This is a genomic window from Kribbella sp. NPDC051718 (assembly GCF_040681515.1).
Taxonomy (GTDB): Bacteria; Actinomycetota; Actinomycetes; order Propionibacteriales; family Kribbellaceae; genus Kribbella.
Window position 1 is genome coordinate 106,754 of record NZ_JBFAYZ010000017.1, and the last position, 25,038, is coordinate 131,791.

The window sequence follows — 25,038 nt, forward strand, 5'->3', positions numbered from 1 at the left end:
TAGATGGCAATCCAACCTATTGCAAGCTAGACTTCCGCCATGGACGCCGACCCTGAAGCACTCGATCGCCTGGTGCAGACCTCGTTCACCGTGATGGCCGTGCTGAGTCAGGCCGCGGCTGCGCACGACCTGTCGCTCACCCAGCTGCGGGTGCTCGCGATCCTGCGCGACCACGAGCCGAAGATCGCCGAACTCGCCGCCTACCTGGGCCTCGACCGGTCCTCGGTGAGCGGCCTGATCGACCGCGCGGTCAAACGCGATCTGGTACTCCGGACCGCCAGCGAGGACGACGCCCGAGCCGTCCGCGTCAGCCTCAGTCCAGCCGGCCACCGCCTCGCGCCGACGCTGACCGCGGAGATCGGCGATGCGCTGACCCCGCTCACCAGCAAACTGTCCCCCGCCGAGCAGAAGAAGCTCGGCGCCCTACTCACCAAACTCCTGGACTGAGGCGACATGGAGCTACCGGGCGACGGCCACGTCCACACCGAATACTCCTGGGACGCCAACCAAGGATCGATGGCCGGGACCTGCGCAAGAGCCGTCGAGCTCGGTCTCCCCTCGGTCGCTTTCACCGAGCACGTCGACTTCACGCCGTTCCGGGCGGGCTTCCTCGAGGACAAGTTCCCCGGCCTGGTCACCGACGGCATCCTGCACGCCACCGCACTCGACGCCCAGAGCTACCTCGAATCGATCGAGCGCTGCCGAGCCAAGTATCCGGAGCTGCGGATCCTCACCGGCATGGAGATCGGCCAACCCCACCTGCACGAAACCGAGCTGAAGAAACTGCTTGCCCAAGGCACCTTCGACCGGCTGCTCGGCTCCTTGCACTGCCCACGAGACGGCACCGAGTACGCCGAACCATGGGAGTTCTACCCCCACCGCCCCGCCGACGAGGTCTTCCGTGAGTACCTCCTCGAGATCCCCCGGATGGTCGCCGGCTCGGACCTCTTCGAGGTGTTCGCCCACATCGACTACCCCGTCCGATCCTGGCCGGAGAGCGCCAAGCCCTTCGCCCCGGAAGACTTCGAGGACGAGCTGAGGCAGGCGCTGCGGTCACTGGCCGACGGTGGCCGCGCCCTGGAGATCAACACCCGTGTCCCCCTCCACCCAACCATCCTTCGATGGTGGGCGGAGGAGTCCGGCAAGCGCGTCGCTTTCGGCAGCGATGCTCACCTGCCGGAAGCCCTGGCGACGGGTCTCGCCGAGGCGGCCGCGGTTGCCGAGGCGCACGGGTTCACTCCGATCGACGGCCCGAACTGCCCTGGCGACTAAAACGCTAGCTCGACACGTTGGTGCTCGAGGGGAGCGGAGGCTGGTGACCGGCGGAGGTAGAAGTCCAGCGTGATGCTGCTCCGGGCGAGGACTTCCAGCTGGAAGATCCTCGTACCTCCTCCGCCGGCCAGGCCTTGCTGATCAGGCTGGTACGTCGTGCCCACAACGACCGCTTCGGACGGGTCGTGGTCGAGATGCCAGCGGTAGCCCGTCGCCGGGCTCTCCGGCAGCGCGATCTCCACGGGTCCACCAGCGACGGCGATCCGGAGTAGTGATCGTTCTTTCATCGGCCTGACCAGTCTCGATCGTCGGTTACGGGTACCAGTAATTGTCCTGCACGGATCCGGCCGAGCCGATCGACCAGACCTCCATGCTGTTGGGGATCCGGGAGACGGCCGCGATGCCACCGTTCGGCGAGACACCCCCGCCGGGTGTCAGTTCGAACGTTTGCCAGTTGGCCCCGTCGTACCAGTACGAGTCGCGCAGTGAACCGTTCGCGCCGACCCACCACAGCTCCATGCTGTTCGGGATCCGCGACACCGCCGCGATCCCGGCGGTCGGCGAGGCACTCCCCGCCGGGGCCAACTCGAAGCCCTGCCAGGTACCGCCGTCGTACCAGTACGAATCGTGCAGCGAGCCGTTCGCGCCGACCCACCAGACCTCCATGCTGTTCGGGATCCGCGACACCGCCGCCACCCCACCGCCCAGCGAAGCGCTACCGGCCGGCGCCAGCTCGTACCGTCCCCAGTTGCCGCCCTCATACCAATAGGCGCCTTGCAGCGAACCGTTCGCGCCGACCCACCAGACCTCCATGCTGTTCGGGATCCGCGACACCGCCGCCACCCCACCATCCAGCGAAGCGCTACCGGCCGGCGCCAGCTCGTACCGTCCCCAGTTCCCGCCCTCATACCAATAGGCCCCCTGCACGGAACCGTCGCCGCCGACCCACCAGAGCTCCATGCTGTTGGCGATGCGCGATGCGGCCGCGATCCCGCCGTTCAGTGAAGCGCTGCCGCCGGGGGCCAGCTCGTACCGTCCCCAGTTGTTGCCCTCATACCAGTAGGCGGCCTGCACGGACCCATTGGTGCCGACCCACCAGACCTCCATGCTGCTGGGGATCCGGGACACCGCCGCCACCCCACCGCCTTGCGACGCACTTCCCGCCGGGGCCAGTTCGAAGCCTTGCCAGGGATTGCCTTCGTACCAGTACGAGTCGCGCAAGGAGCCGTCAGCGCCGACCCACCAGACCTCCATGCTGTTCGGGATCCGGGACACCGCCGCCACCCCACCGCCTTGCGACGCGCTCCCCGGCTGGGCCAGCTCGAAGCCACGCCAGCCGCCCGGCACCTTGACGCCCTCGACGCCGTACATCGGGAACCGGTTCAGCGATCCGCTGCCGTCGCGGTCGTTACTGGTGTCGTCGATCCCGCACTCGCCGTACCCGATCCGGAAGAATCCGTGGTCACCCCAGGATGCGCTCCACGAGTTCTTCGCGATCCAGCAACGGTCGGCATCGGAGTACCCGATGATCTCGACGCAGTGATATCCGGCGCTGTTCCCGGTGCTGTGCCGGTAAACTCCGGTGTGGTTGAAGAAATCGTCGTAGACCTGGAACACCGCGCACACCGGGCCGCGACTGGCGAGCCATTGTTTGCGTTCCGCCGTCGACACCAGGGTGGAATACCCGGTCGGGGTGTAAAGGCGGGCGTCGCGGTTCGGATTCAGCTTGCAACTGGGATTTCCGCTCGCGTCGAAGGCACTGGAGTACGGAAACATCTCCTCCAGCGGCACGCCGCGCCGGATGCACTCGTCCAGCGCGCTGCTCGGCCACCAGCCGCCGCAACTGGGTCCGTGGGCCGAGCAGAAGTGCAGATCCGCCTCGCTAAGGTCGACGACGTCGCCGGTCGCGATCGACACCGTCGACTCGATCGTCGCGCAGGTACAGAACGACACGCACGAGCCGCATCCCCCCTGATCCTTGACCGGCGACACGTGATTGCGGCCGCCGACATCGCGCCAGTCCACGGCGGCAGGCAGGTTCCCGATCGACACCGCGGCGCGCGGCCGCTGGTTGATCTCGGCCACCAGGTCGCGTGGAACCGTGACGCCGAGCAGCCGGGCGTAGAGCTGCGCCCGGCGCTCCGACTGCTGATCCGTCCCGGCCGCCGCCCGTCCCGGCGCCGCCCGCCCGATCAATTCCTGAAGTTCTGCCAAATCGTCGATCGATGACATCGAATTCCCTCCCCAAGGGTGTTCCAATTTGCAATCATCCGGCTACTTTCGGTGATGATTGCTGCCACTCTCCTCTCCGCCAGAATGCCGGTCAACCGCTCTGTCCGACCTTTGCGCGCAAGGGCATCCGAACGGGAGTACGAAGCGTCGTCCGGGTAATCCGCCGCTGCGCGATGAGGCTGATCAAGGCCAGCAGAATCGTGAACGCGGTGTACCAGAACACCGCTGGTACCTCCCCAAGCGGACCCACCAACTGCCCCTCGATCACGATCGGCACCCCCAGCGCGAGGTACGAGACCAGGTAGATCCCGGCCACGACCCCACGCCGGTGATGATGCCGACAGCCCCGATGATCGACGCATAGATCCCGATCGTCATCGCCCGCCGCGGCGCAACCCCGGCAAAGGCAAGCCCGATCACAGCCGACACCGCCGGTGCGACGAACCCCGCGAAGCCACCCAGCAGACTGCTGTCGGAATGAAAGACGCTCCGCACCATGCTCGGCGCCAACCCACCGGACAACCCCGCAAGCATCCAGACCGCGGCCACCACCGGAGCAGCGGCCACAAACTCCCGCCGAGTCGCCGCGGGGAACGAGATCCGCGGAATCAACGACCGCGCCGCCCCCGAAGCCCGGACGACACTCTCCGGCGAGAGCGCCACCACGACAATCCCCAGCACGGTCGCGACCGTCAGTACGACGAAGATAATCGTGTTGGCCGACGGCGTGAACTGGATCGCGAACCCGGCGAGCAGCGACCCACCACCAAGCCCACCGGTCAGCCCGACGCTGCCGAGAATCGTCCCAAGCCGTTTCCGATTAGCCGGCGCGACCTCGACGAGCATCGCCGTGAAAGCACTTGTCGCCGCACCACTCGCCACGCCCTGGACGATCCGCCCGCCGATCACCCACCCGACATCGGCGGCGAAGAGAAAGAGCAGATTCGACGCGATCTGCACGACCAGCGCCCCGATCAGTACCGGCCGCCGGCCGACATAGTCCGACAGCGACCCCACCGTCAGTACGGCCGCGAGAAACCCGATCGCGTAGACGGCGAACGCCAACGTGAGCATCGACGGAGCGAAGTCGAACCGCTCCTTGTAAACAACCAGCAACGGCGTCAGAGCGCCCGCCGCCAGGTACATGCTGGTGAACGTGATCGCAGCCCCCGCCAGCGCGATTCCCGCGGGCAGAGTGCGGATCCGAGATGTTGACACGAGGACTCCTCAGTCCGTGATGACGACGATGCCCGACGGCGCGTCCAGCGCGGCGACCGTCAACGAAGCGGCGCGGTCGATCTGCACCCGCGGCTCAGCGGGGAGCTGCTCCTCGTCGTAGGTGCCCGGGCCGTAGAACTGTCCGTAGCTCAGGACCACGCCACCCTCGGCCAAGACCGACTTCTCGAGCGACGCGACGGCAACCGCGTCGGGCCCGTCCGGTAGCTGCCACGCGACGCTCTGCACCAGCAGCTTCGGCGAGCCGGCCTGCCGTGCGGCGTCGATCAGGTTCTGGTTGCCCTCGGTACGGATCCGGGCGTTCAGCTCGGCGTGCGCGCCGATCTGCGCCAGGTTGTCCGGCAGGTCGGTCAGCTCGTTCAGGATCAGGTCGGGCTTGAACTCCGTCACCGCCTGGATCAGCGCCTCGCGATCGAAGACGTCGCACAGGATCGGCTCGGCCCCGAGCCGCTCGAGCAGCTCCGTCTTGCCCGCCGACCGGGTCATCCCGCCGACCACGTTTCCGTCCTCGACCAGCAGCGGGATCAGCCGCTGCCCGATCAGCCCCGAAGCGCCCGCCAGAAAGATCCTCATCGCCATCCTCTTCTCGACTAATTCTGGACGTTTGATATCCAGGTTCTGCTCACGACTGTAGGCACTGACTACATTCCAGTCAAGTCAGCTACTCGCCCGAGGCGGCAGCGCCGGCTTCTACGGCGGCCCAGTCGTCCAGCAGGCCCGCGATCCGGCCGAGGACGTCACGAGCGATCTCATACTCCGCTGCGCCGAACTCAGCCACGAACCGCTGCTCGAGTTCGACCAGATGGCCGTAGCCGTCGGCCGCCACCGCCCGCCCGTGCTCGGAGTACGTCACCAGCTTGGCCCGCCGATCGGCCGGATCCGGGCGCATCTCGAGAATCCCGAGGCCGACCATCTCGCGGACCACCTCCCCCATCGACTGCCGGGTGATCCCCGCCCGCTCGGCCATGTCGATGGCCCGCGAACCCTCCTCGGCCAGCGTCCCGAAGACGGAGTTATGGGCGGGCTTGACCTCCGGATGGCCGCGCAGATGAGCCATCCGCACCATATGGGACTGCAGCGCCCGATTGGCCCGGTCGACCAGAGCGATCAGCGGCTTGCGATCCGGCCGCGGCAACTCAGCCCTTGACATCCGTAAGGATTCCTTCCAATATTTCGACAGGAATCCTTACAGTATCAGGAGCGACGATGGACACCAAGGAGCTGTGGCCACTAGTGGCCGGCCTGTTCGCCCGGAGCCGCCGGCGGACCACCCGGATCGCCGTCGAGCAGGAGTTTCTCGTCGCCGACACCGTGACCGGCGCCGCCGTACCGATCGACCGCGTACGGCAAGCAGCCCGTACTGCGCATGCCGCGCCCTACATCACCTTCGAACCAGTCGGCCAACTCGAATTGAGCCTCCCCTGCGCCCCCGACCCGGCCGGCGACCTCTGCGCCTACACCGAGGATCTCCAACGACACCTCACCGCAGCCGGAATCCAGCTCGAGGCCCGCCCCTGCGACCCGCGCCCCGAACACGAGGTCCCGCTCCAGCTGACGACCCCGCGCTACGTCGCCATGCACCGCCACTTCGACACGATGGGCCCCGCCGGCCGCCGGATGATGCGCCGAACCGCCTCCACCCAGATCTGCCTGGACTGGTGGCCGGGCGCGGCCGGCATCGAGCAATGGCGAGTCCTCAACCTCGCTGGCCCCTTTCTGGCTGCGAGATTCGCCAGGAGTTCCGGCCTTGGCGGCAGACTCACCACCTGGCTCCGCACCGACCCGGCCCGGACCGGCTTCGATGACCGGCCGCTGCGAGGCGACCCAGTGACGGCGTACGCCGAATTCGCAGCAGCCGCCAAGGTCTTCGTCACCGGCGGCGCCGCCGACCACCTCACCACGCTGTTCCCACCAGTCCGCCCGCGCGGAACGTACCTCGAAGTCCGCTTCCTCGACGCGCAACAACCGACCGAGGTCGGCCCCGTGATCGCAGCTCTGGCCGGCCTGATGTACGACGACGACCTCCGCCGCCGGACCCTTCGCCTGCTCGAATCGCAGCAGCCCCACCTGGCCGACCACTGGCACGCCGCAGCCATGGGCGACCCAGGCACGGCCGATCGGTGCCGCCGCCTGCTTCCTGAATTGGAGCCGGCCGCATGAACAGCGTCCTCTTCGTCACCGACCCACTCAACGGCCTACAGGCCGACATCGACGCCACCATCGGTCTGATGAGCGCGACCCAGGACCTCGGCGTCGACGTCTGGTCCTGCGAACCCGCCGACCTCATCGTTGCCAACGGCAAGCTTCATGCCAGAGCCCACCGGATCAGGCTCCGCCCGCGGCGTCCGGCCGGCGGCGATCACCGCTGGATCGTCGACCCGCACTGGTACGACGAACTCGCGACGACCGGCGTCGAGGTCGCCACCTTCGACCTGGTGCAACTGCGCATCGACCCACCCGTCGACGAGCGCTACCTCCACACGACGTACCTGCTCGACCTGGCCGGTACGCCGGTGGTCAACCGTCCCGACGGAGTCCGGGCGATGCACGAGAAGCTGATCGCCCTGCGCTTCCCCGACCTCTGCCCACCGACGCACGTCAGCGCCGACGTCGCCGGCCTGCGCGACTTCGTATCAGGCGTCGGTACTGCGGTGGTGAAGCCTCTCGACGGTTTCGCCGGCCTCGATGTGTGGCTGGTCGACGACAACCACGCGGCAACGTCGTTCCTGGAGTCGGCCACGCAGGGTGGACACCGTCAGGTGATCGCACAGCAGTACCTGCCGGCCGTTGAGCACGGCAACAAACGCCTCTTCCTGCTCGACGCCGAGATCGTCGGCGCCGTACTCCGCAGGCCGTGCGCCGACGACTTCCGGATCGGCCCGCCCGTCGCGCCCGCCGAGATCGACGACGCCGACCGGGCGATCGTCGACGCACTCCGCCCGCACCTGCTCCGGCACGGAATCGCCATCGCCGGGCTGGACGTGATCGGCGGCCGTCTCATCGAGGTCAACGTCACCTGTCCCGGCGGCATGCACAAGACCGACGCTCTGCTCGGCACCCAGCTCAGTCACACGATCGTCAGCCACCTCACCCAGTCGAACCATCACCTCGAAGGAGTCCTCAGATGACCACCATCACGATCGTCTGCATCGCCCTGATGGGTGTCCTGCTGTTCGTACTCGGCGCCAACGTCACCCGGTGGCGGGTGATCCGTGGCAAGAACGGCGGCCCGCAGGCATCGACCGACCCCGCCGACCGGCTGCTCATCGCGGTCCGGGCGCACGGCAACGCCGCGGAGTACATCCCGACCATGATCGTCTTGCTGCTGGTCTGCTCGGCACTGTCCGACAGCTGGTGGGTCGACGCGTTGTCGGTCGCGGCGCTCGTGGTACGGACCGTGCACGCCGTCGGCATGCTGACAGCGAAAACCCTCGCTGCACACGGCCCGCTCCGCGACATCGGTGCCCTCGGCACCTACCTGGTCGGAATCACTCTCGGAATCACCGCAATCGCCGTGATCTGACCCGGGCGCCGGCTGACCGGGCGTCAGCCGGCGCGGCGTCAGGCGATCGGGGCGATGGTCTTCGAGTGGGCTCCTTCGTAGGCGGCTAGCAGGATGCCGAGGACGGCGATGCCTTCCTCCTCGGTGTGCAGCGGGCGGGTCTTGCCCAGCAGCGAGTCGGCGAAGTGCCCGATCTCGGCGACGAAGGTGTCGACCGATCCCAGCTCGACGGTCTCGGTCTCACCGGTGCGGAGCTGTGTGGTGAGCGACTCGCCGTCACTGCGCAGCGATCCCAGCTCGCCGACGACGGAGAAGCGCTCGGTGTTCGGCGCCGGCTGGTACGCCCAACTCGTCACCAGTTGCCCGACGACGCCGTTGTCGAACCGGATCAGCACCTGCGCCGAATCCTCGCCCTCCATGAACTTCAGCCGATGCGTGGACAGCATCGCCGTCGCCTCGACCGGCAACCCGCCGGCCAGGTGCAACATCAGGTACGTCGGGTGGTACCCGGTGTCGATCAGCTCGCCCCCGCCACTCGTCTTCGCGCTCGCCCGCCACCCCATGTTGGCCGGATCGAAGTCGTTGTAGAAGCTGTCCGTCGTCCGCACTTCGTAGACGGTGCCGATCGTGCCTGCGTCCAGCAACTCCTTCGCCTTCGCCACCGCCGGCATGAACAGCTGGTTGTGCGCGCACATCAGCGTGACGTTGTTATCGGTGACCGCCTTACGCACGTCGGCTGCTTCGTCCGCCGACAAGCACAGCGGCTTCTCGCACAGAATGTGCTTACCTGCTTGGGCCGCGGCCACGATCGCGTCGCGGTGCAGGTGGTGCGGGAGGCAGATGTCGACGGCGTCGAGTTCCTCGGCTTCGAGCATCTGGAGATAGTCCGTGTACGCCGTTGCGCCCAGCTCCTCGCCACGCGCCTTGGCCGTCTGCTCGACCGCGTCGGCCACGGCGGTGATACCGATCTTGGCCGCGTGCTCGCGGTAGCCCTTGATGTGGGCGGAGGCGATTCCACCGCCGCCGATGAGGCCGACCTTGAGTTGCGTCATCAGCTGATCACCTTCCCGTCGTACGCGATGGAATCGCCCTTCGTCGCGGCCTCGTTGGCGGCGACGACGAGCCGGGTCAGCTCGACCGCGCGGGCGAGGTTGTCGTCTGCCCGGGTGCCGTCGGTGATGTGAGTGACCCATTGGGCGAACGGGTCCGGGCTGTGCTCAGGTACCGGCAATTGGTTGCCCGCTACCCGGAGTACGTTGCCTTCGTCGGTGTAGCTGAGGCTGCCGTCGGTACCGAAGACCTCGATGGTGAACGGGTTCGGGCTGGCGAATCCCGCTTCGATCACGCCGATCTTCTGATCCGGATAGCCGACGGTGACGACGGCGTTGTCCTCGAGACCACGCCCGGCCACCGACCGGTACGTCGCGCTGACGGTCTCGGGGTCGGCCCCGAGGAACAACTGCAGCAGGTAGATCGGGTGGCAGCCGAGGTCGGTGAGCGCTCCCCCGATGGCCGCCTTCGGCTCGAAGAACCGCTGCGGCAGCCAGCCCTCGTTGCCGTCGCGCGGGATGGCGCCGTCGTGGGACAGCCGTACCCTGCCGTAGGTGAGTTGGCCGAGGACGCCGCTGGCGATCACCTCGCGGATCGCCTGCGTGTAACCGTGCGCGAGCCGCGGCAACGAGACCACGAGCTTCACGTTGTTGGTATCGGCCGCCTCGATGATCTCGGTGGCCTCGGCAACAGTCGGCGCCAGCACCTTCTCGGTGAAGATGTGCTTGCCCGCGTTGGCTGCCTTGACCATCACGTCGCGATGCACGTCGGTCGAGGTCGTGACAATGACCCCGTCGAGATCATCCCGGCTCAGCAGCCCATCGAGATCAGCCGTGAACGGCACCCCGAACTGCTCCGCCCCCGCCTGCCCCAACTCCAGATCGTCATCCCAGACAGCCACCAACTCCGTCCCCGGATGTTCCTGTGCCTGCCGGGCGTAATCCCTCGCATGAACGTGCCAGAACCCCAGAACAGCAACCTTGAGCGGTGTACCCACCAGCTCCTCCTAGCGAAATAGATTCCGCGATCCCTCGCCACATTACAACGATGAACTAGCCCCCGGCACCCACCCGCGAGTCGCCCGCCCACCACCCGGACCCAAACCGTCGTGGGGTGGGGATGGCGTCCCGTTCGACAGGTAGTGCACTCCCGAGACGCCGTACGCGGATCGCTGTCCACGCTCAGGGTGCACTAGGTCGCGCGGACTACCTCCTGTCGATCGGCACGCCGACAGTGGTCAGGGTGTCCAGGGGCGGAGCTTTTCGGGGTTGCGGATGGCCCAGATGTGCTTGATCTTGTCCCCCTCCAGGTCGAACGCGAGGACGGCGGCCGTGAGGCCTTCGTCGAGGACGACCAGGCCGGGCTGGCCGTTGACGGTGCGTTCCTCGATGGTGAGGCTGCCTCGGCGTTCGGCGAGGTCGACGAAGTACCGGGCGATCGTCTCGGCGCCCTCGACCGGGAGCAGCGCGGCGCTGACCAGGCCGCCGCCGTCGCCGATCGAGACTGCCGCCGGGTCGAGCAGGCCAACGAGGGCTTGGATGTCCTTCGCTTTCCAAGCCTGCATGAAGTCGCGGACGATCGCGGTGCGTTCGGCCTCGGGAGGTGGCGGCGTCTGCGAGGTGCGGAGGCGTCGGCGGGCCGACGTGGCGAGTTGACGGCAGGCTGCCGGCGTACGGCCGACGATCTCGGCGACCTCGGGGAACGGGTAGCGGAACACGTCGTGCAGGATGAAGGCGACGCGTTCGGCGGGCGTCATCGATTCGAGGACGACCAGGAACGCCATGTTGACCGACTCGTCGAGGGTGACGCGGTCGGCGGGGTCGGTCTCGGTCTGGTCAGGTACCGGCTCGGGGATCCATTCGCCGACGTAGCGCTCCCGGCGTACCCGGGCGGAGCCGAGCAGGTCGAGACAGATCCGGCTCGCGACGGTCGTCAACCAGGCGCCGGGCGACTCGATCGCATCCTGCTTCTCTCGCGACATCGCGTACCAGCGCGCGTAGGTCTCCTGTACTACGTCCTCCGCGTCCGCCAGCGAGCCGAGCAGCCGATACGCGAGGTTGATCAACTGCCGCCGCTCGCTCATGATCACGCTCAACTTCGGATCGCCACCGGTCACTGCCGCCTCCTCGGGTCATCGTCTCTCGAAGTACCGACACCACAGCCTCCCGGATTGTGAGGTCCGCACTCGAACTGGCCGGTTTCGGTCAAAGCTGTTCACGTATGTGAATATGGTTCACACCTGTGCGCATGGTGGTCTACCTTCGGGCGAGAGCTGTTGAATCCTCCCGCTCTAAGGAGCCGTTCATGTCGCCACCTGCTGGGATCCGTTTAGTGGCAGTGCTGTTGTTGGGATGTTTGCTGACCGGGCTGGCGGTGCAGCAGGCTCAGGCCGCCCCTGCCCCGTTGCAGATCTATCCGGTGCAGTCGATCTACGCCGCCTCGCCCGACTACCGGTTGACGGTGAACGGGCAGAGCGTTCCCGTCAGCGACTTCCCGGGGTATGACATCGCCCAGCTCGCCATGGGTGGTAGGGAGGCGACGATCACGGTGACGAAGGTGAACAACACCGCGATCGGGTCGTACTCGATCAGTCCGGCGAAGCTCAATCTCAGCGGCTCGGTCAGCGGGGCGAGCCTGACCTTCACGGTGACGCGCGACGAGTACCTGATCGTCAAGCTCGATGGTCGACCCGGCCTGGTGATCGCGATCGACCCGCTCGAGACCAACCGGCCGGCCGACAGCGGTGCCGGGATCTTCAACGTCCGCAATGCGCCGTACAACACCCAGCCGGGCAGCGGCTACTCCACCACCGCCTTCCAGAACGCGCTGAACGACGCCGCCGCCTGGGGTACGGCGAACAACCGCCAAGGCACCGTCTACGTCCCCGCCGGCGTCTGGACGCTCGGCACCATCTACCTCCGCAGCAACCTCGCCCTGTACCTCGCCCCCGGCGCCGTACTCCGCTACACCGGCGAGCGCGCCAACTACGACGTCCACTGGCACAAGGACTCGCAGGGCCGCGACATCACCTGGTTCATCTCCACCCGGTACTCGTCGACCAACATCTCCATCTACGGCCGCGGCACGATCGACGGCAACGGCAAGGCATCCCTTGCCCCGAGCAACCTCGGCGTCAACCTCCTCACCCCCGTCTACACGACCAACTTCCGGGTCGACGGGATCACCTTCAAGGAGGCGAGCAGCTGGGCGGTGATGCCGATCCGGTCGCAGGACCTGAGCTTCACCAACATCAAACTGTTCAACCGCCTCGACCTCGAACTCGGGGAGAACGACGGGATCGACGTGATGGAGTCCACCGGGGTGACGGTCCGCAACGCGATCGGCATCGGCCTGGACGACCCGTTCAGCACCAAGACCTGGGCCGCGAACACCGACCTGATGAAGAACATCCCGGGCAACCCCCGACCGCTGGACAACGTGCTGTTCGACGACATCGTCAGCTGGACCTTCTGCTACGGGCTCAAGGTCGGTCAGGGGGTGATGCAGAACCAGTCCAACGTCACCTTCCGCAACGCGGTCGTGTACGACGCGGCGGTCGCCATCGGCGTCCACCACAAGTACGGCACCGCGTCGGCCAGCACGATCCGGTTCGAGAACATCGACATCGAACGGCTGTCCTTCACCAACGACAGCAACCGCACCTGGCTGGCGTTGTGGACGGGCGCCGGCGCGAACGGCGTCGGACCGATCACCGGCGTACGGCTCCAGGACATCCGGGTCCGCAACGCCGGTACGACGGCCGCCCGCATCAACGGTCAACCGGGCGCCCAGAACACCGGCGTCGAACTCGTCCGGATCCTGATGCCGGGCTCATCGGCGTACGCGACCACCCTCAACCAGATGAACATCACCAACGTCTCCGAGAACGGCCCGATCACCATCTCCCAGTAAGAAGCAATCAACCGAATCGGCCGCCGGGGCGTCTCAACTTGTAATCACCGAGTTGAGACGTTCTCGGTGTTCGGGGTGATTCGGAAATTCTGGGGGAATTTCATGACTGCGGTACTCGAGGCGCTGACGCCTGTCCACTTGCCGGAAGTGACGCTTCCGGAGCCGCTTCCGTTGGGGCGGCGGGTGTTGAAGCATCCGCGGATGATGCAGAGCCATCGGCTGACGTTGTTCGTGGTGATGTCCAACGTGCTGGTGTTCGGTTGGGGGCTGAGCGGTCACTGGTGGCATTCGGTGCTGAACCTGGCCTTGGTTGCTCAGGTCAACTTCGCGCTGGGGATCGTGGTGCGGCAGCAGTTCTTCGTGAATCTGCTGTCCCAATTGGTTATGAAGGTGCCGAAGTCGTGGCCGTTGCGGCTGCGGTGGGCGCTGGCGAAGGGGTATCACCTGGGCGGGCTGCACGTGGGTGGCGCCGTCTGCGGGACGTTGTGGTTCTTCGCGCTGACCGTGGTCGCGACCGGGCAGGTGGGGTTGGGGCTGCTTGTCGTGTACTACGTGCAGGCGCTCCTGCTGCTGGCAATCGTGATGACGTCCCGGCCCTCGATGCGGGCCAAGCGGCACGACCTGTTCGAGCGGATTCACCGCTTCGGCGGGTGGGCATTGTCGACGCTGTTCTGGATCGGGGCCCTGCTGCTCGTGAACGAACGACGCTCGGCGGCCGGCTCAGGGTCTCTGTTGGCGGCGTTGGCCGGTACGCCGACGGTGTGGGTGCTCGCGTTGACGACGATCAGCTCACTGGTTCCGTGGATGTTGCTGCGGCGGATCCCGATCGACGTCATCCGGCCGTCGTCGCATGTGGCGCTGGTGAGCGCCGGGCGCAGTCGCCCGATGGCCGGCTCGACGCGTTCGATCTCCCGGCATCCGCTGCGGCAGTGGCACAGCTTCGCGGTGATCCCGACGCCGGGTGCGCCGGGGTTCCGGATGGCGGTGTCGCGGGCGGGCGACTGGACAGGAGACTTCATCGACAATCCCCCGTCGCATGTCTGGGTCCGCGGCGTCGCCACAGCCGGGATGGCCAACTACGGAACGGTTTTCAGGCGAGTCGTGTACGTCGTGACGGGGAGCGGCATCGGGCCGGTGCTGGCCCACGTGCTGGCGGCCCGGGTTCCCCACAAGCTGGTGTGGGTGACGCGTGATCCGGTCAAGACGTATGGACAGGCGCTGGTCGACGAGATCCTCACCGCTCAGCCGGACACGCTCATCTGGGACACCGACGCCTACGGTAAGCCGGACATGGTGAAGCTGGCGTATTCGGAGTACAAGTCCTCCGGCGCCGAAGCCGTCATCTGCGTCTCCAACAAGAAGCTGACCTGGAAGGTCGTCCACGGCATGGAGCGACTGGGAATCCCCGCTCTAGGCCCGATCTGGGACTCCTGACCGAAACTGACGAGGCGGGTGCTGGAGAAAGGAAGGCGTCGGCGTGGCACGGCGGGGATGGTGTGGGGCGGGCATGATGGGTGTTCGGCACACCTGGATTGGGGACAGCATGGGGTCCGATAGCTGGTCGTTCGAGGATGATCGCGGGGATCAGGTCGAGGTGGCGAGTCGGCCGACGCGGGTGTTGGCTTATGCACAGGCGGCCCAAACGCTGGCGGGGCTGGGAGTGCCGGTCGTCGGGTACTTCGGGTCGCAGCATCACGCTGATGCCGGGGCGCAGCCCGCGGTGGGTCTGGACGTGCCGAGTATCGGCTCCGGTGACGCTGTCGACGACGAGCTGATCGCGACGCTGCAGCCTGATCTCGTGGTCGGGGTCAGTTATGCGGGTGAGGTGTACGGGCTGTCCGAAGGTGTCGCGGCGAAGCTGGGTGAGCTCGCGCCGATCCTGCTGATCCGGATCGCCGGCGAGCCGGGGCTCGAGACGATCATCGGGCGCTTTCATCAACTGGCTGGGGCTTTGACGGACGGTTTGGAGGTTGCGGACGACGAGGCGGTACTGACGGAGGCGCTCGGGCGGTTGAGTGCTGCCGTTGGCGAGCGGCCCGGCGTACGGGTGACTGCTCTGTCCGGTGGTACTCCGACGGACGCGTACGTGGCCAATCCGGCGTACTGGCCGGGGCTGCGGCTGCTGGCTGATACGGGTCTGCCGTTCACGCCGACTCCGGCGAAGGGCGGCTGGGAAGTGGTGAAGTGGACCGACCTCGCGGGCAGCCATCCCGCGGACATCCTGCTGTACGACCAACGGCCCAACTCGCTCGGTGCTGATCAGCTGGCGGACATCCCGGCTTGGTCGGAGCAGTCGGCTGTGCGCGGCAGCCAGGTGCTGCCGTGGAACCCGGAGCCGCCGCTGACCTTCGGAGCAACCGCAGCATCCGTCGACGCACTGACCGCGGCAATCACCGCCAACAACTAGCGGGTGCCGAAGCGTTGTTCGATGGAGTCGAGTAGCGCTTCGACCTGGCGGTAGGTGGCGGAGCTGTAGGCGCCGATACTGCGTTCGGCACCGAGGGCGTCGCGCATCGCGTCGAGGTAGCGGCGCTGGACGATCATCATCTGCTCGAACGAGTCGGGTCTGGCGTTCCGGAACTGACTACTCCCGGAGACGAGACCCGGAACGATCCGGTCCTTCATCGTGGTGACCAGTTCCGGGTCGAGCCGCTCACCGCCGATGGTCTGCTCCTCCAGCGGTCCGAGGGTGTCGATCGCACCTTCGCCCACTCGCCGGAGCAGGGATTGGACGGAGTCGCGCTTGTCCTCGGCGCTCTCGGCGGCGAAGCTCATCCGCCCGATCACCATCGGCAGCGTGAGCCCGAACAGTACGAGCGTGATGAGCGCGACCAGGAACGCCGCGAGTACGACGGTGTCGACCTGCGGAGTACCGCCCGGGATCGTCTGAACAGCGGCCACCGTGACGACGCCGCGCATCCCGGCCCAGCCGACGACGACGAAGCCGCGTCCGGTGATCGGCTCCCGCTCCTCGAACTCAACATCCGCCCGGCCACGCGCGAGCCGCCGACGGGCCCACGCCAGCCGGTTCTCCTCCCGCTGGCCCTCCGGAGTCATCGAATCGAGCTTCTCCTCGAACTGGCCAAGCTGAACGCGGGTCTTCTTATTGCGGTCGTGCCGCCCGAACCGCTCGCGCAGCGCCGGCCAGGCCAGCCCGGCGAACCTGAGGACGATCAACAGCCCGACGACGAGGAGTACGAGGCCGGTGATCTCAGCCGTCGTGGTCTCGGCCCGAGCGGCGTCCACGAGCTCGGGGAGTTGGTAGCCCATGGCAAGGAAAACGGCGCTCTCGAGGATGAAGCTGATCGTCGTCCAGGTGGTGGCCTGGGTCTGCCGATCACGGGCACTGAACCGCTTGCTGCCCAGGGCACCGGTCAGCAGCCCGGCCATCACCACGGCCAGTACGCCGGAAGCGTGCACCTCCTCGGCTGGGAAGTACGCGAGGAAAGGGACCGCGAAGGAGATCGTCGTGTTGAGCACCGGGTCGTCGAGGCGCTGACGCAGCAACGCGGTCAGCCAGCCGACCACCAAGCCGATCAGCACGGCTCCGAGAACCGCCCAGCCGAAGTCGAGGACCGTATGCCCGAAGCTGAACCCGGACGACGCGGCGATCGCGGCGATGGCTGTCCGGAGTACGACGAGAGCGGACGCGTCGTTGACCAGGCTCTCCCCCTCGAGCACCGTCATCAGCCGCGGCGGCAGCCCGATCCGGTGCCCGATCGCTGTCGCCGCGACCGCATCGGTCGGACTCACGACGGCCCCGAGCGCCGTGGCCAGCGCGAAGGAGATCTCGGGGAACAAGGCATGCACCAGCGCGCCGATGGCCAGCGCCGAGACGATCACCATCACCACCGACTGCCAGGCGATCAGGGATACGTTCCGCCGTACGTCGAGCACCGGCAACTGAACGGCCGACGAGTACAGCAAGGGCGGCAGCACCCCGGCCAGGATGAGTTCCGGCTCGACGTGGATGGTCGGCGTACCGGGCAGATAGCTCGCCCCGATCCCCAGCCCCACCAACAACAACGGCGCCGCCACGCCCGTACGCCGCGCGAACACCGAGGCCGTGATCATGATCGCCAGGCCGGCACCGGCCACGAGCAGAAACTGATGGTCCACGCGACGGGAGTCTAGGTCCCGCCAATCCCCAACCCCTGCATTGCAGTCGTCTACAAGTGCGGCAGCTGAAGGGCGAACCAGGCGGTCATTCTGACGTCGGGATCGTCGAGGGAGTCGCCTAACTGGTGCTCGATCTGGGCCAGCCGGTTCCGGACCGTGTTGCGATGCAGACCTAGCTCGTCCGCCGTCTTCAGGTGCGAACCGTGGTGGCGGAGGTAAGACCGCAGAGTCTCGAGCTGCCCTGCGGTCAAGCTGCCTAGGTAGGAGGCGGCGAAGGCGGCTGCCGTGGTCCGATCAACGAGAGCGCTGAGCCCCTCGTCGACGATCCGGTCCCAACGAACGACAGGTCTCGCATCAGAAGCCCGAGCCAGAGCCTGTACCGCGGTACTGCGGCTCCCCGCGATCTCACCGGGAGCCGCCACACCGCCTACCCCCACAAACAACCCCAACTCAGCCAACTCAGACGCAATACGCCCAGCAGCCGAAGCCGAAGCAACCACGAAGAGATCGCCGCCCAGACGCACCGCCAGAGTCCCGCAAGCCCCGGCTCCGCCGTCGGCACGAGGCCCGGCTCCGCCGTCGGCGCTTTCCGCCTCGGCCAGGGTTAGGGCGTCTTCGATTGCTTCTGCGGGGCCTCGGGCGGCGAGGAGTTGGAGGTGGGTGGGGAAGGCGTTGCGGTCCAGTAGTAGTTGGGCTGTGCGGTGGTCGCCAGCTAGGAGTAGATCGAAGGCTCGGATGGCGACGCGGCGGCGGTCTTCTAGCTGTTGGTGTTGTTGCTCGGAGACCAGGGCGAGTAGGGCTGCCGCGGTGGCGACGGCTCGGCGTTGGGGTTCGGTGGGACGGGTGGGGGTGGCTGTGACTAGGTAGCTGTCGGGGCGTTGGTTCAGGCCGATCGGCTGGATGATGACCATCTGTCCGGGGGTGCTCAAGGTCAGCGCGGCGAGCATGCCGCGGGAGCGGATCGCCTTCAGTTGTTCGCGGATCTCGGTCAGGTGCAGGTCGCCGGGTGAGCCTGCTAGCAGTTGGCCGGCCGGGGTGAAGAGGCAGGCGACGCCGGTGGTGGACTTGGCGAGCTGGCGCAGGATCGCCGACGAGGGGTCGGGGCCAGCGGCCGCAGCGGTCAGTCGGCGTTGTAGGTCGAGCGCGGTGCGGGCCGCACGCTCTTCGGCTTGTTCCAGCAGACCGGCCGTACGCCGGCTGATCGCCACGAACGCCGTCAGCCGCGGCACCTCCAGCAGATTGACCCCGAGCTCCTCGCAAGCCCGTACCAGTCCCCGGGGCGGTGTCCGATGGGTCAGCCCGGTCCCGATCCCGAGACCAGCGACTCCCGCCTCCCGGAGCCGAGTGACATACCCAGTCCACTCACGACGCCAACCCGCCGTCGCCAACCCCGTGGTGAGCAGCAGCTCCCCACCCTCCAGGAACGGAGTGGGATCGACCAGCTCACTGGTCGCCACCCACCGCACCGGCGCCTCCGGCCGGGGCAAGTGGACCTCCTTCAGGTCCAGCCCCTGCTCAGCCAGTACTGCGGTCAGCGGGATCATGATGGCAGTTTTGCACAATCGAGCCCGAAAGATTGTGCAGATAAGGCATCGCTAACCACCCGCCGAGCAGCGCACCGTGTTCTACATGCCGAACCTCCCCCAGGAACGTCGCCTGCTCACGGCCATCCCCGGTCCCCGCTCCCGCGACCTGCAGATCCGGAAGACCGCCGCCGTAGCCCAGGGCGTCGGGACGATCATGCCCGTCTACGCCGCCGCGGCGGGTGGCGGCGTCGTCGTCGACGTAGACGGCAACTCCCTGATTGACTTCGGCTCCGGCATCGCCGTCACCACGGTCGGCAATAGCGCGCCCGCCCTGGTCGCCGCGGTCCAAGACCAGCTGGCCGCCTTCACCCACACCTGCTTCATGGTCACCCCGTACGACGGTTACGTCCGTGTCGCCGAAGCGCTCAACCGGATCACCCCCGGCGACCACGCCAAGCGCACGGCTCTGTTCAACTCCGGCGCCGAAGCAGTCGAGAACGCGGTGAAGATCGCCCGCGCGTACACCGGCAAGCAGGCCGTGGTCGCCTTCGACCACGCCTACCACGGCCGGACCAACCTGACGATGGCGATGACCGCGAAGAACCAGCCCTACAAGAGCGGCTTCGGCCCCTTCGCCGGCGAGGTCTACCGCGCCCCCATGTCGTACCCCTTCCGCGATCAGGACACAGACGGATCGGCGGCAGCGCGGCGGGCGATCGAGGTGATCGAGAAGCAGGTCGGCAGCGAGAACCTCGCGGCCGTGGTGATCGAGCCGATCCAGGGCGAGGGCGGATTCGTCGTACCGGCAGCGGGCTTCCTCCCGGCGCTGGCGGCGTGGTGCCGGGATCACGACGTGGTGTTCGTCGCCGACGAGGTGCAGACCGGGTTCGCCCGGACCGGCGACCTGTTCGCCTGTGAGCACGAAGGGGTCGTACCCGACCTGATCGTGACCGCGAAGGGCATCGCGGGCGGGCTGCCGTTGTCGGCCGTGACCGGTCGGGCCGAGATCATGGACGCTCCTCACGTCGGTGGCCTCGGCGGGACCTACGGCGGCAACCCGCTCGCCTGCGCGGCTGCCCTCGCCGTCATCGAGCTGATCGAGACCGACGGACTCGTCGACCGTGCTCGCGCCAGCGGCAACCTGATGATCGAGCGCCTCAAGAAGACCCAGGCGGTCGACGATCGGATCGGCGACGTCCGCGGCCGGGGCGCGATGCTCGCGGTCGAACTCGTAGTACCGGGAACCACCGAACCCGACGCCGACCTGACTCGCCGCGTCGCGACCGCAGCCCATGCCAAGGGGCTGATCGTGCTGACGTGCGGGACGTTCGGCAACGTACTGCGCTTCCTGCCGCCACTGTCGATCCCCGACCACCTGCTGATCGAAGGCCTCGACCTCCTCGACACCATTCTGGAGGAGTCCCGGTGACGTCCTTCGCCGTCTACAACCCCGCCACTGAAGCCGTCATCGCCGAGGTCCCGAACGGTACCGCAGCGGACGCGACCGCAGCCGTCGACGCCGCCGCGAAGGCCTTCCCCGACTGGGCTGCCACCGCACCCCGAGTCAGGGCCGAGGTACTCCGAAAAGCCTACGAACTCATCATCGCGGACACCGACAACCTGGCAGCCCTGATCACCGCCGAGAACGGCAAACCCGAAGCGGACGCCCGGGCCGAGGTCGCCTACTCCGCCGAATTCTTCCGCTGGTTCTCCGAGGAGGCCGTCCGCACCGACGGCAGCTACGGCTCCTCCCCCGCCGGTGGCACCCGCACGATCGTCACCCACCAGCCGGTCGGCATCGCAGCCCTCGTCACCCCCTGGAACTTCCCAGCCGCGATGGCAACCCGCAAGATCGCCCCTGCCCTAGCCGCCGGCTGCACGGTCGTACTGAAGCCCGCCTCCGAAACCCCGCTGACCGCCCTGGCGATCGCCGACCTGCTGACAGCGGCCGGCGTCCCCGAAGGCGTCGTCAACGTCGTCACCACCGACTCGCCGGGCGAGGTGGTCACCACCTGGCTGGAGGACGACCGGATCCGCAAGCTCTCCTTCACCGGCTCGACCCGGGTCGGCCACACCCTGCTCAGGCAGGCGGCCGACCGCGTTCTCAACACCAGCATGGAACTCGGCGGCAACGCACCCTTCGTCGTCACCGCCGACGCCGACCTGGACGCCGCCGTCGCGGGCGCGATGATCGCGAAGTTCCGCAACGGCGGCCAGGCCTGCACCGCGGCGAACCGCTTCTTCGTCCATGCCGATGTCCTCGACGATTTCGTCGCGAAGTTCGGCGCAGCGATCGACAAGCTCGAGGTCGCCCCGCTGATCAGCGCGAAGGCCGTCACCGGAGTCAGCGGACTCGTCGACGATGCAGTCGCCGACGGTGCCCGGATCACCAACACCGGTCCGGTACCGGCCGAGGGCTGGTACTACCCCGCGACTCTGCTCGTCGACGTCGAGCCCGACTTCCGGATCGTCCGCGAGGAGATCTTCGGCCCGGTCGCGCCGATCGTCAGCTGGCGCGACGAACAGGAGATGCTTGCCCAGGTCAACGATTCCGAGTACGGCCTGGCCGCCTACGTCTACGCCGGCCGGCTCCAGCCCGCCCTGCGGATCGCCGAGTCGATCGAGGCCGGCATGGTCGGCGTCAACCGCGGCGTCGTCTCCGACCCGGCCGCTCCGTTCGGCGGCTTCAAGCAAAGCGGACTGGGCCGCGAGGGAGCCCGCGACGGCCTCCGCGAGTTCCAGGAAACCCAGTTCTTCTCCGTCGACTGGATCTAGCACCGGTCACACGGCCGCGAGGCAACCCACCTGAGGGGTCAACCCCTGAGCTGGGCAGCAGGTATGGGAGTCCGTGCATACCTAACTCGGCCGGAAAGCGATTACCCTCGGCGTGTCGGGGCGGCCCCGGGAGTTGTGCGTGCGTGGCGGTGCATCGCCTGAGTCTGGTGAATCTTCACTGTCACCTGACATCCGACAGTCCGGTCCAGTACGTTGCAGCGGTGGCGACGGTCGAAGTACTGGACAGCTGGATGTACTACGAGGAGGTCGGCAGCGGTGAGCCGATCGTCTTCCTGCACGGCAATCCCACCTCGTCGTACCTGTGGCGCAACGTTCTCGGACCGGTCGCCGAGTACGGCCGCCGGTGCATCGCTCCGGACCTGATCGGCATGGGCCGGTCAGGCCGGCCCGGTCTGGAGTACCGGCTCGCCGATCACATCGCGTACCTCGACGGTTTTCTCGACGCACTCACCCTCGACGATGTCATCCTGGTCGGCCACGACTGGGGTGCGGTGCTTGCGCTGGACCAACTGCGCCGCCGGCCGGACCGGGTCCGTGGCGTCGCGTTCCTCGAGGGGCATATCCATCCGATCAATCGCTGGGCGGACTTCGACGAAGGCAGCCGTCAGTTGTTCCAGCGTCTGCGGGATCCGGAGCTGGCCGGACCACTCATCCTGGAACAGAACTTCTTCATCGAGACAGTCCTCCCGTCGGGGATTCTCCGCACCCTGACCGCTGAGGAACTGGATGCGTACCGCGCGCCGTTCGCCAACCCGCTGGACCGCCGCACCATGCTCGCCTGGCCCCGCGAGATCCCGATCGAGGGCGAACCTGCCGACGTCGCCGAACTCGTCCGCGCCAACCAGACCGTCATCACGGACCCCGCCGTTCGCAAGCTCCTCATCCACGCGACCCCGGGCGCTGTCATCGGCCCCACCGAGGTCGAACGGTGCCGGACCAATGGCCAGAACCTGACCATCGCCGACATCGGACCGGGCATCCACTTCCTACCGGAGGACCGTCCCGCCGAGATCGCCACAGCCCTCACCGACTGGCTGGAGCAGTAGCCCTCAGATCCGGCTTGCTAGCCGATGGCTGCTCGGATTGCGGGGACGACCTCTTGGGACCAGCGGGTGAGGGTGGTTTCGAAGGGGTCGGAGCCTCGTGGGAAGAGGATGAAGCCGGCCGCGCCATGGTCCAGTACGGCTCCGGTCAACTCCTCCACCCATTGGGCCGGGGAGCCGCCGATCCAGCGACCGTCCTCGTCGCGGACGCGGGCCAGCGGCTGGGCGGTGATCTGGCCGGGGAAGTTGTAGATGGTGGCCACGTCAGAGGGTTTGCGGCCGACCGACAGGGCCGCCTCGTCGATGATCGGGCGGGCCTGGCGGTAGCGCTCACTGAGCCAGTCGGCTGCGTGGCCAGGGATCCAGCCGTCCGCCTGGCGGCCGGTCGCGGCCAACGACTTGGGTCCGTTGGAGCCGGTCCAGATCGGCGGCGCCGGTACCTGGGAGGGCGCGAGCGCGGTCACGCCGTAGTACGGGTCGGTGATCGCGGGACCGCCGCCGGAGAGTTTGCGGACCAGGATCATCGCCTGCTCGAACGCCTCCACCGCCTCGGCCGGGCGGACCCTGGGCACACCCATCGTCTCGATCCTGTCCCACGCGCCGCCGGCACCCAGGCCGAGTACGAACCGGCCACCGGAGATTGCGGTCAGCGAGGACGCCGTGCGGGCGAGCACCGGCGCCGGACGCAGCGGGAGGTTGGTGACGTTGGCGAGCCCGGAGATCCGGGTGGTCCGGCCGAGTACGAAGGCGAGCGTCGCGTAGGGATCGAGGAGCTGCGGCAGGTAGGGGTGGTCCGAGAGCGAGAAGAGGTCGAGCCCGTCGCGGTCGGCCTGCTCGGCCAACCGCAGGATCTCCGGCACCTCACGGAGATGATCGGGAGAGCCATACCCGAAGCGCACGTTCATCGTCTGCCTCCTAAATAGTTCGAACACCTAAATACTAGGCCTCCTAACTATCAGAACCCCAAACTGTCCGCAGGTCGGACTACAGTGGTGGCGTGGCGACGACGACAACGAGGCACTCGGAGCTGGTCGGCTCCCTGGTGCAACTGATGCACGTCCTCCAGGACCTGTACGCCGAAACGAGCCGCCCACTGGGCCTCACCCCGCAGCAGGCCCACCTACTGTGCGTCCTGCTCGCCGGGCCCCAGGGCATGACCGACCTGAGCCGCATCATGTCCATCGAACGCTCCAGCCTCACCAGCATGGTCGACCGACTGGAACGCCGCGCCCTACTGGCCCGCAACCCGCACCCCACCGACCGCCGCGCCAGCCAGATCGCCCTCACCCCCGACGGTCACGCCCTCGCCGCCGAAGCCCACACCGCCTTCACCGACCGAGTGGAAGCCCTGACCACCGGCCTCTCCGCCAAAACCCGCGAAACCCTCACCGCGGCGGTCACCCACATCACTGCCTAGACAGTTCAGATCTGGCCGGCGAGGTTGCCGGCAGCTTCGACCGCGATCTCGATGGCTCGGGTGGCGAGTGGTGAATGGGTGCGCTCGGCCGGCCAGTGCAGGAACATCTCGCGGGATGGCTCTGGCTCTAGCCGGTGAATGCTGAGCTGGTTGTCTGCCGCGGCATCGGATCCATGCAGGGCCAGCCACGGAAGTACGGCCGACCCGATGCCCGCCCGGACCATCGACAAGATGGTTTCGTGGCCGCCGGTACGGAACACGACTCGCGGCCGCGCACCGTACTCGGCGAGCGTCCGCTCCAACCATCGCTGGTGAAAGGTGAGCGGCCACGCGACCATCGGCGCTCCATCGAGCAGCTCCGCGCGTACAGGCCCATCGGGGAACTGGCCGGCGCCGGCCACCAGCAGGTACGGCTCGTCGAGCAGCTTCACATGCTCGACGTCGCCTTCGATCCGGCCGTCATGGAACAGCAGATCGAGATCCCCGATCTTCGGATCCTCGGGCTCGACCTCGGACAACCTGATATCGCAGCCCGGATGCTCATCCAGCAACTGACGCACCACCGCCGGGAGGATCAGGTTCGACACGCTCTGGAAGGTCCCGATGTCGATCCGCCCACTGCCTGCCCGAAACCGATCGACCGCATCGGCCAGCGCCTCCGACCTCGTCAGCAGCTCGCGCCCGTGACTCAGCACCACCTCACCAAGCGGAGTCAGCCGCACCGCCCGAGGCCCACCCGGCCGATCGAAGACAGCCCCGCCGAGCGCCCGCTCCAGCGCCGCGATCTGCTGACTCACCGAGGACTGGGTGTAGCCGAGCCGGACAGCCGCCCGCCCGAACGTCCCTTCCTCGGCGATGGCAGCCATCGCGCGCAAATGCCGCAGCTCGAGGTCGATCACGACCAATCATAACCGTAGGCGATTGCCTTGATCG

24 protein-coding genes are annotated in these 25,038 nt (G+C 67.4%); 12 read left to right on the forward strand and 12 right to left on the reverse strand.

Features of this window, described 5'->3' with window-relative positions; translation table 11 throughout:
- Positions 1-39: 39 nt before the first annotated feature.
- Together AB0M15_RS39950 and AB0M15_RS39955 are read left to right on the forward strand one after the other, a co-directional pair.
- Complete coding sequence (locus AB0M15_RS39950) at positions 40-447, forward strand: MarR family transcriptional regulator (RefSeq protein ID WP_363831817.1); 408 nt, start codon at positions 40-42, stop codon at positions 445-447.
- Positions 448-453: 6 nt separating this feature from the next.
- Positions 454-1,272 carry a PHP domain-containing protein gene (locus AB0M15_RS39955; protein WP_363831821.1) on the forward strand — a complete coding sequence of 273 codons (819 nt, stop codon included), beginning with the start codon at positions 454-456 and terminating at the stop codon, positions 1,270-1,272.
- Here the strand turns inward: AB0M15_RS39955 and AB0M15_RS39960 are convergent.
- The 5 genes from AB0M15_RS39960 to AB0M15_RS39980 form a co-directional block, all read right to left on the reverse strand.
- Positions 1,269-1,559: a protease inhibitor I42 family protein gene (locus tag AB0M15_RS39960; protein WP_363831825.1), complete on the reverse strand. Its 291-nt coding sequence runs from the start codon at positions 1,557-1,559 to the stop codon at positions 1,269-1,271. The genes AB0M15_RS39955 and AB0M15_RS39960 overlap by 4 nt on opposite strands.
- Positions 1,560-1,584: 25 nt before the next feature.
- Positions 1,585-3,504 (reverse strand): C1 family peptidase, encoded by a 1,920-nt coding sequence (locus tag AB0M15_RS39965; RefSeq protein ID WP_363831829.1) that lies wholly within the window; start codon positions 3,502-3,504, stop codon positions 1,585-1,587.
- Between the two features lie 264 nt (positions 3,505-3,768).
- Positions 3,769-4,722, reverse strand: coding sequence for an MFS transporter (locus AB0M15_RS39970; protein ID WP_363831832.1), 954 nt, complete (start codon positions 4,720-4,722; stop codon positions 3,769-3,771).
- Between the two features lie 9 nt (positions 4,723-4,731).
- Positions 4,732-5,313 (reverse strand): NAD-dependent epimerase/dehydratase family protein, encoded by a 582-nt coding sequence (locus AB0M15_RS39975; protein WP_363831835.1) that lies wholly within the window; start codon positions 5,311-5,313, stop codon positions 4,732-4,734.
- A gap of 88 nt (positions 5,314-5,401) precedes the next feature.
- On the reverse strand, positions 5,402-5,890 hold the full coding sequence (locus tag AB0M15_RS39980; RefSeq protein WP_363831838.1) for a MarR family winged helix-turn-helix transcriptional regulator: 489 nt from the start codon (positions 5,888-5,890) through the stop codon (positions 5,402-5,404).
- A 56-nt stretch (positions 5,891-5,946) separates the two neighbouring features.
- Here AB0M15_RS39980 and AB0M15_RS39985 point away from each other — a divergent pair, with 56 nt between their 5' ends.
- Genes AB0M15_RS39985 through AB0M15_RS39995 form a run of 3 tightly spaced genes read left to right on the forward strand, consistent with a single transcriptional unit; the run spans position 5,947 to position 8,263 of the window.
- Positions 5,947-6,900, forward strand: a complete 954-nt coding sequence (locus tag AB0M15_RS39985; RefSeq protein ID WP_363831842.1) for a glutamate-cysteine ligase family protein — start codon at positions 5,947-5,949, stop codon at positions 6,898-6,900.
- Positions 6,897-7,868 carry a hypothetical protein gene (locus AB0M15_RS39990; RefSeq protein WP_363831845.1) on the forward strand — a complete coding sequence of 324 codons (972 nt, stop codon included), beginning with the start codon at positions 6,897-6,899 and terminating at the stop codon, positions 7,866-7,868. Before AB0M15_RS39985 ends, AB0M15_RS39990 begins: the two co-directional genes overlap by 4 nt.
- Positions 7,865-8,263 (forward strand): MAPEG family protein, encoded by a 399-nt coding sequence (locus AB0M15_RS39995; protein ID WP_363831848.1) that lies wholly within the window; start codon positions 7,865-7,867, stop codon positions 8,261-8,263. The genes AB0M15_RS39990 and AB0M15_RS39995 overlap by 4 nt, the downstream gene beginning before the upstream one ends.
- A gap of 38 nt (positions 8,264-8,301) precedes the next feature.
- Here AB0M15_RS39995 and AB0M15_RS40000 read toward each other — a convergent pair whose 3' ends face one another.
- From AB0M15_RS40000 to sigJ, 3 genes are all read right to left on the reverse strand, one after another.
- The gene (locus AB0M15_RS40000) at positions 8,302-9,294 is read right to left on the reverse strand and encodes a Gfo/Idh/MocA family oxidoreductase (RefSeq protein ID WP_363831851.1); all 993 of its coding nucleotides are present in this window, start codon (positions 9,292-9,294) and stop codon (positions 8,302-8,304) included.
- Complete coding sequence (locus tag AB0M15_RS40005) at positions 9,294-10,289, reverse strand: Gfo/Idh/MocA family oxidoreductase (protein ID WP_363831854.1); 996 nt, start codon at positions 10,287-10,289, stop codon at positions 9,294-9,296. The genes AB0M15_RS40000 and AB0M15_RS40005 overlap by 1 nt, the downstream gene beginning before the upstream one ends.
- A 240-nt stretch (positions 10,290-10,529) precedes the next feature.
- Positions 10,530-11,408 carry an RNA polymerase sigma factor SigJ gene (gene sigJ, locus AB0M15_RS40010; protein WP_363831857.1) on the reverse strand — a complete coding sequence of 293 codons (879 nt, stop codon included), beginning with the start codon at positions 11,406-11,408 and terminating at the stop codon, positions 10,530-10,532.
- Between the two features lie 188 nt (positions 11,409-11,596).
- Here sigJ and AB0M15_RS40015 point away from each other — a divergent pair, with 188 nt between their 5' ends.
- The 3 genes from AB0M15_RS40015 (at position 11,597) to AB0M15_RS40025 (ending at position 15,611) form a co-directional block, all read left to right on the forward strand.
- Positions 11,597-13,204 carry a glycosyl hydrolase family 28 protein gene (locus AB0M15_RS40015; RefSeq protein ID WP_363831860.1) on the forward strand — a complete coding sequence of 536 codons (1,608 nt, stop codon included), beginning with the start codon at positions 11,597-11,599 and terminating at the stop codon, positions 13,202-13,204.
- A 102-nt stretch (positions 13,205-13,306) separates the two neighbouring features.
- Positions 13,307-14,638, forward strand: coding sequence for a hypothetical protein (locus AB0M15_RS40020; RefSeq protein ID WP_363831863.1), 1,332 nt, complete (start codon positions 13,307-13,309; stop codon positions 14,636-14,638).
- Positions 14,639-14,747: 109 nt separating this feature from the next.
- Positions 14,748-15,611 carry an ABC transporter substrate-binding protein gene (locus tag AB0M15_RS40025; RefSeq protein WP_363831866.1) on the forward strand — a complete coding sequence of 288 codons (864 nt, stop codon included), beginning with the start codon at positions 14,748-14,750 and terminating at the stop codon, positions 15,609-15,611.
- Here the strand turns inward: AB0M15_RS40025 and AB0M15_RS40030 are convergent.
- On the reverse strand, positions 15,608-17,323 hold the full coding sequence (locus AB0M15_RS40030; RefSeq protein ID WP_363831869.1) for a sodium:proton antiporter: 1,716 nt from the start codon (positions 17,321-17,323) through the stop codon (positions 15,608-15,610). The two genes, AB0M15_RS40025 and AB0M15_RS40030, sit on opposite strands and share 4 nt — an antisense overlap.
- Before the next feature lie 50 nt (positions 17,324-17,373).
- Complete coding sequence (locus tag AB0M15_RS40035; protein WP_363831872.1) at positions 17,374-18,867, reverse strand: PucR family transcriptional regulator; 1,494 nt, start codon at positions 18,865-18,867, stop codon at positions 17,374-17,376.
- A gap of 85 nt (positions 18,868-18,952) precedes the next feature.
- On the opposite strand from AB0M15_RS40035, the gene gabT reads away from it, so the two are divergent.
- The 3 genes from gabT (at position 18,953) to AB0M15_RS40050 (ending at position 22,691) form a co-directional block, all read left to right on the forward strand.
- A complete protein-coding gene (gene gabT / locus AB0M15_RS40040) occupies positions 18,953-20,278 on the forward strand; it encodes a 4-aminobutyrate--2-oxoglutarate transaminase (RefSeq protein WP_363831874.1) in 1,326 nt (441 codons plus the stop codon).
- Entirely contained in the window at positions 20,275-21,624 is a 1,350-nt protein-coding gene (locus tag AB0M15_RS40045; protein WP_363831877.1) for an NAD-dependent succinate-semialdehyde dehydrogenase, read from the forward strand. The genes gabT and AB0M15_RS40045 overlap by 4 nt, the downstream gene beginning before the upstream one ends.
- 221 nt (positions 21,625-21,845) lie before the next feature.
- Positions 21,846-22,691 carry a haloalkane dehalogenase gene (locus AB0M15_RS40050; RefSeq protein WP_363831880.1) on the forward strand — a complete coding sequence of 282 codons (846 nt, stop codon included), beginning with the start codon at positions 21,846-21,848 and terminating at the stop codon, positions 22,689-22,691.
- 17 nt (positions 22,692-22,708) lie between these two features.
- Here AB0M15_RS40050 and AB0M15_RS40055 read toward each other — a convergent pair whose 3' ends face one another.
- Positions 22,709-23,593 (reverse strand): LLM class flavin-dependent oxidoreductase, encoded by an 885-nt coding sequence (locus AB0M15_RS40055; RefSeq protein WP_363831883.1) that lies wholly within the window; start codon positions 23,591-23,593, stop codon positions 22,709-22,711.
- Positions 23,594-23,685: 92 nt separating this feature from the next.
- Here AB0M15_RS40055 and AB0M15_RS40060 point away from each other — a divergent pair, with 92 nt between their 5' ends.
- Positions 23,686-24,105, forward strand: a complete 420-nt coding sequence (locus AB0M15_RS40060; protein ID WP_363831886.1) for a MarR family transcriptional regulator — start codon at positions 23,686-23,688, stop codon at positions 24,103-24,105.
- 5 nt (positions 24,106-24,110) lie between these two features.
- Here the strand turns inward: AB0M15_RS40060 and AB0M15_RS40065 are convergent, their stop codons facing one another.
- Complete coding sequence (locus tag AB0M15_RS40065) at positions 24,111-25,004, reverse strand: LysR family transcriptional regulator (RefSeq protein ID WP_363831889.1); 894 nt, start codon at positions 25,002-25,004, stop codon at positions 24,111-24,113.
- Between the last annotated feature and the right edge of the window lie 34 nt (positions 25,005-25,038).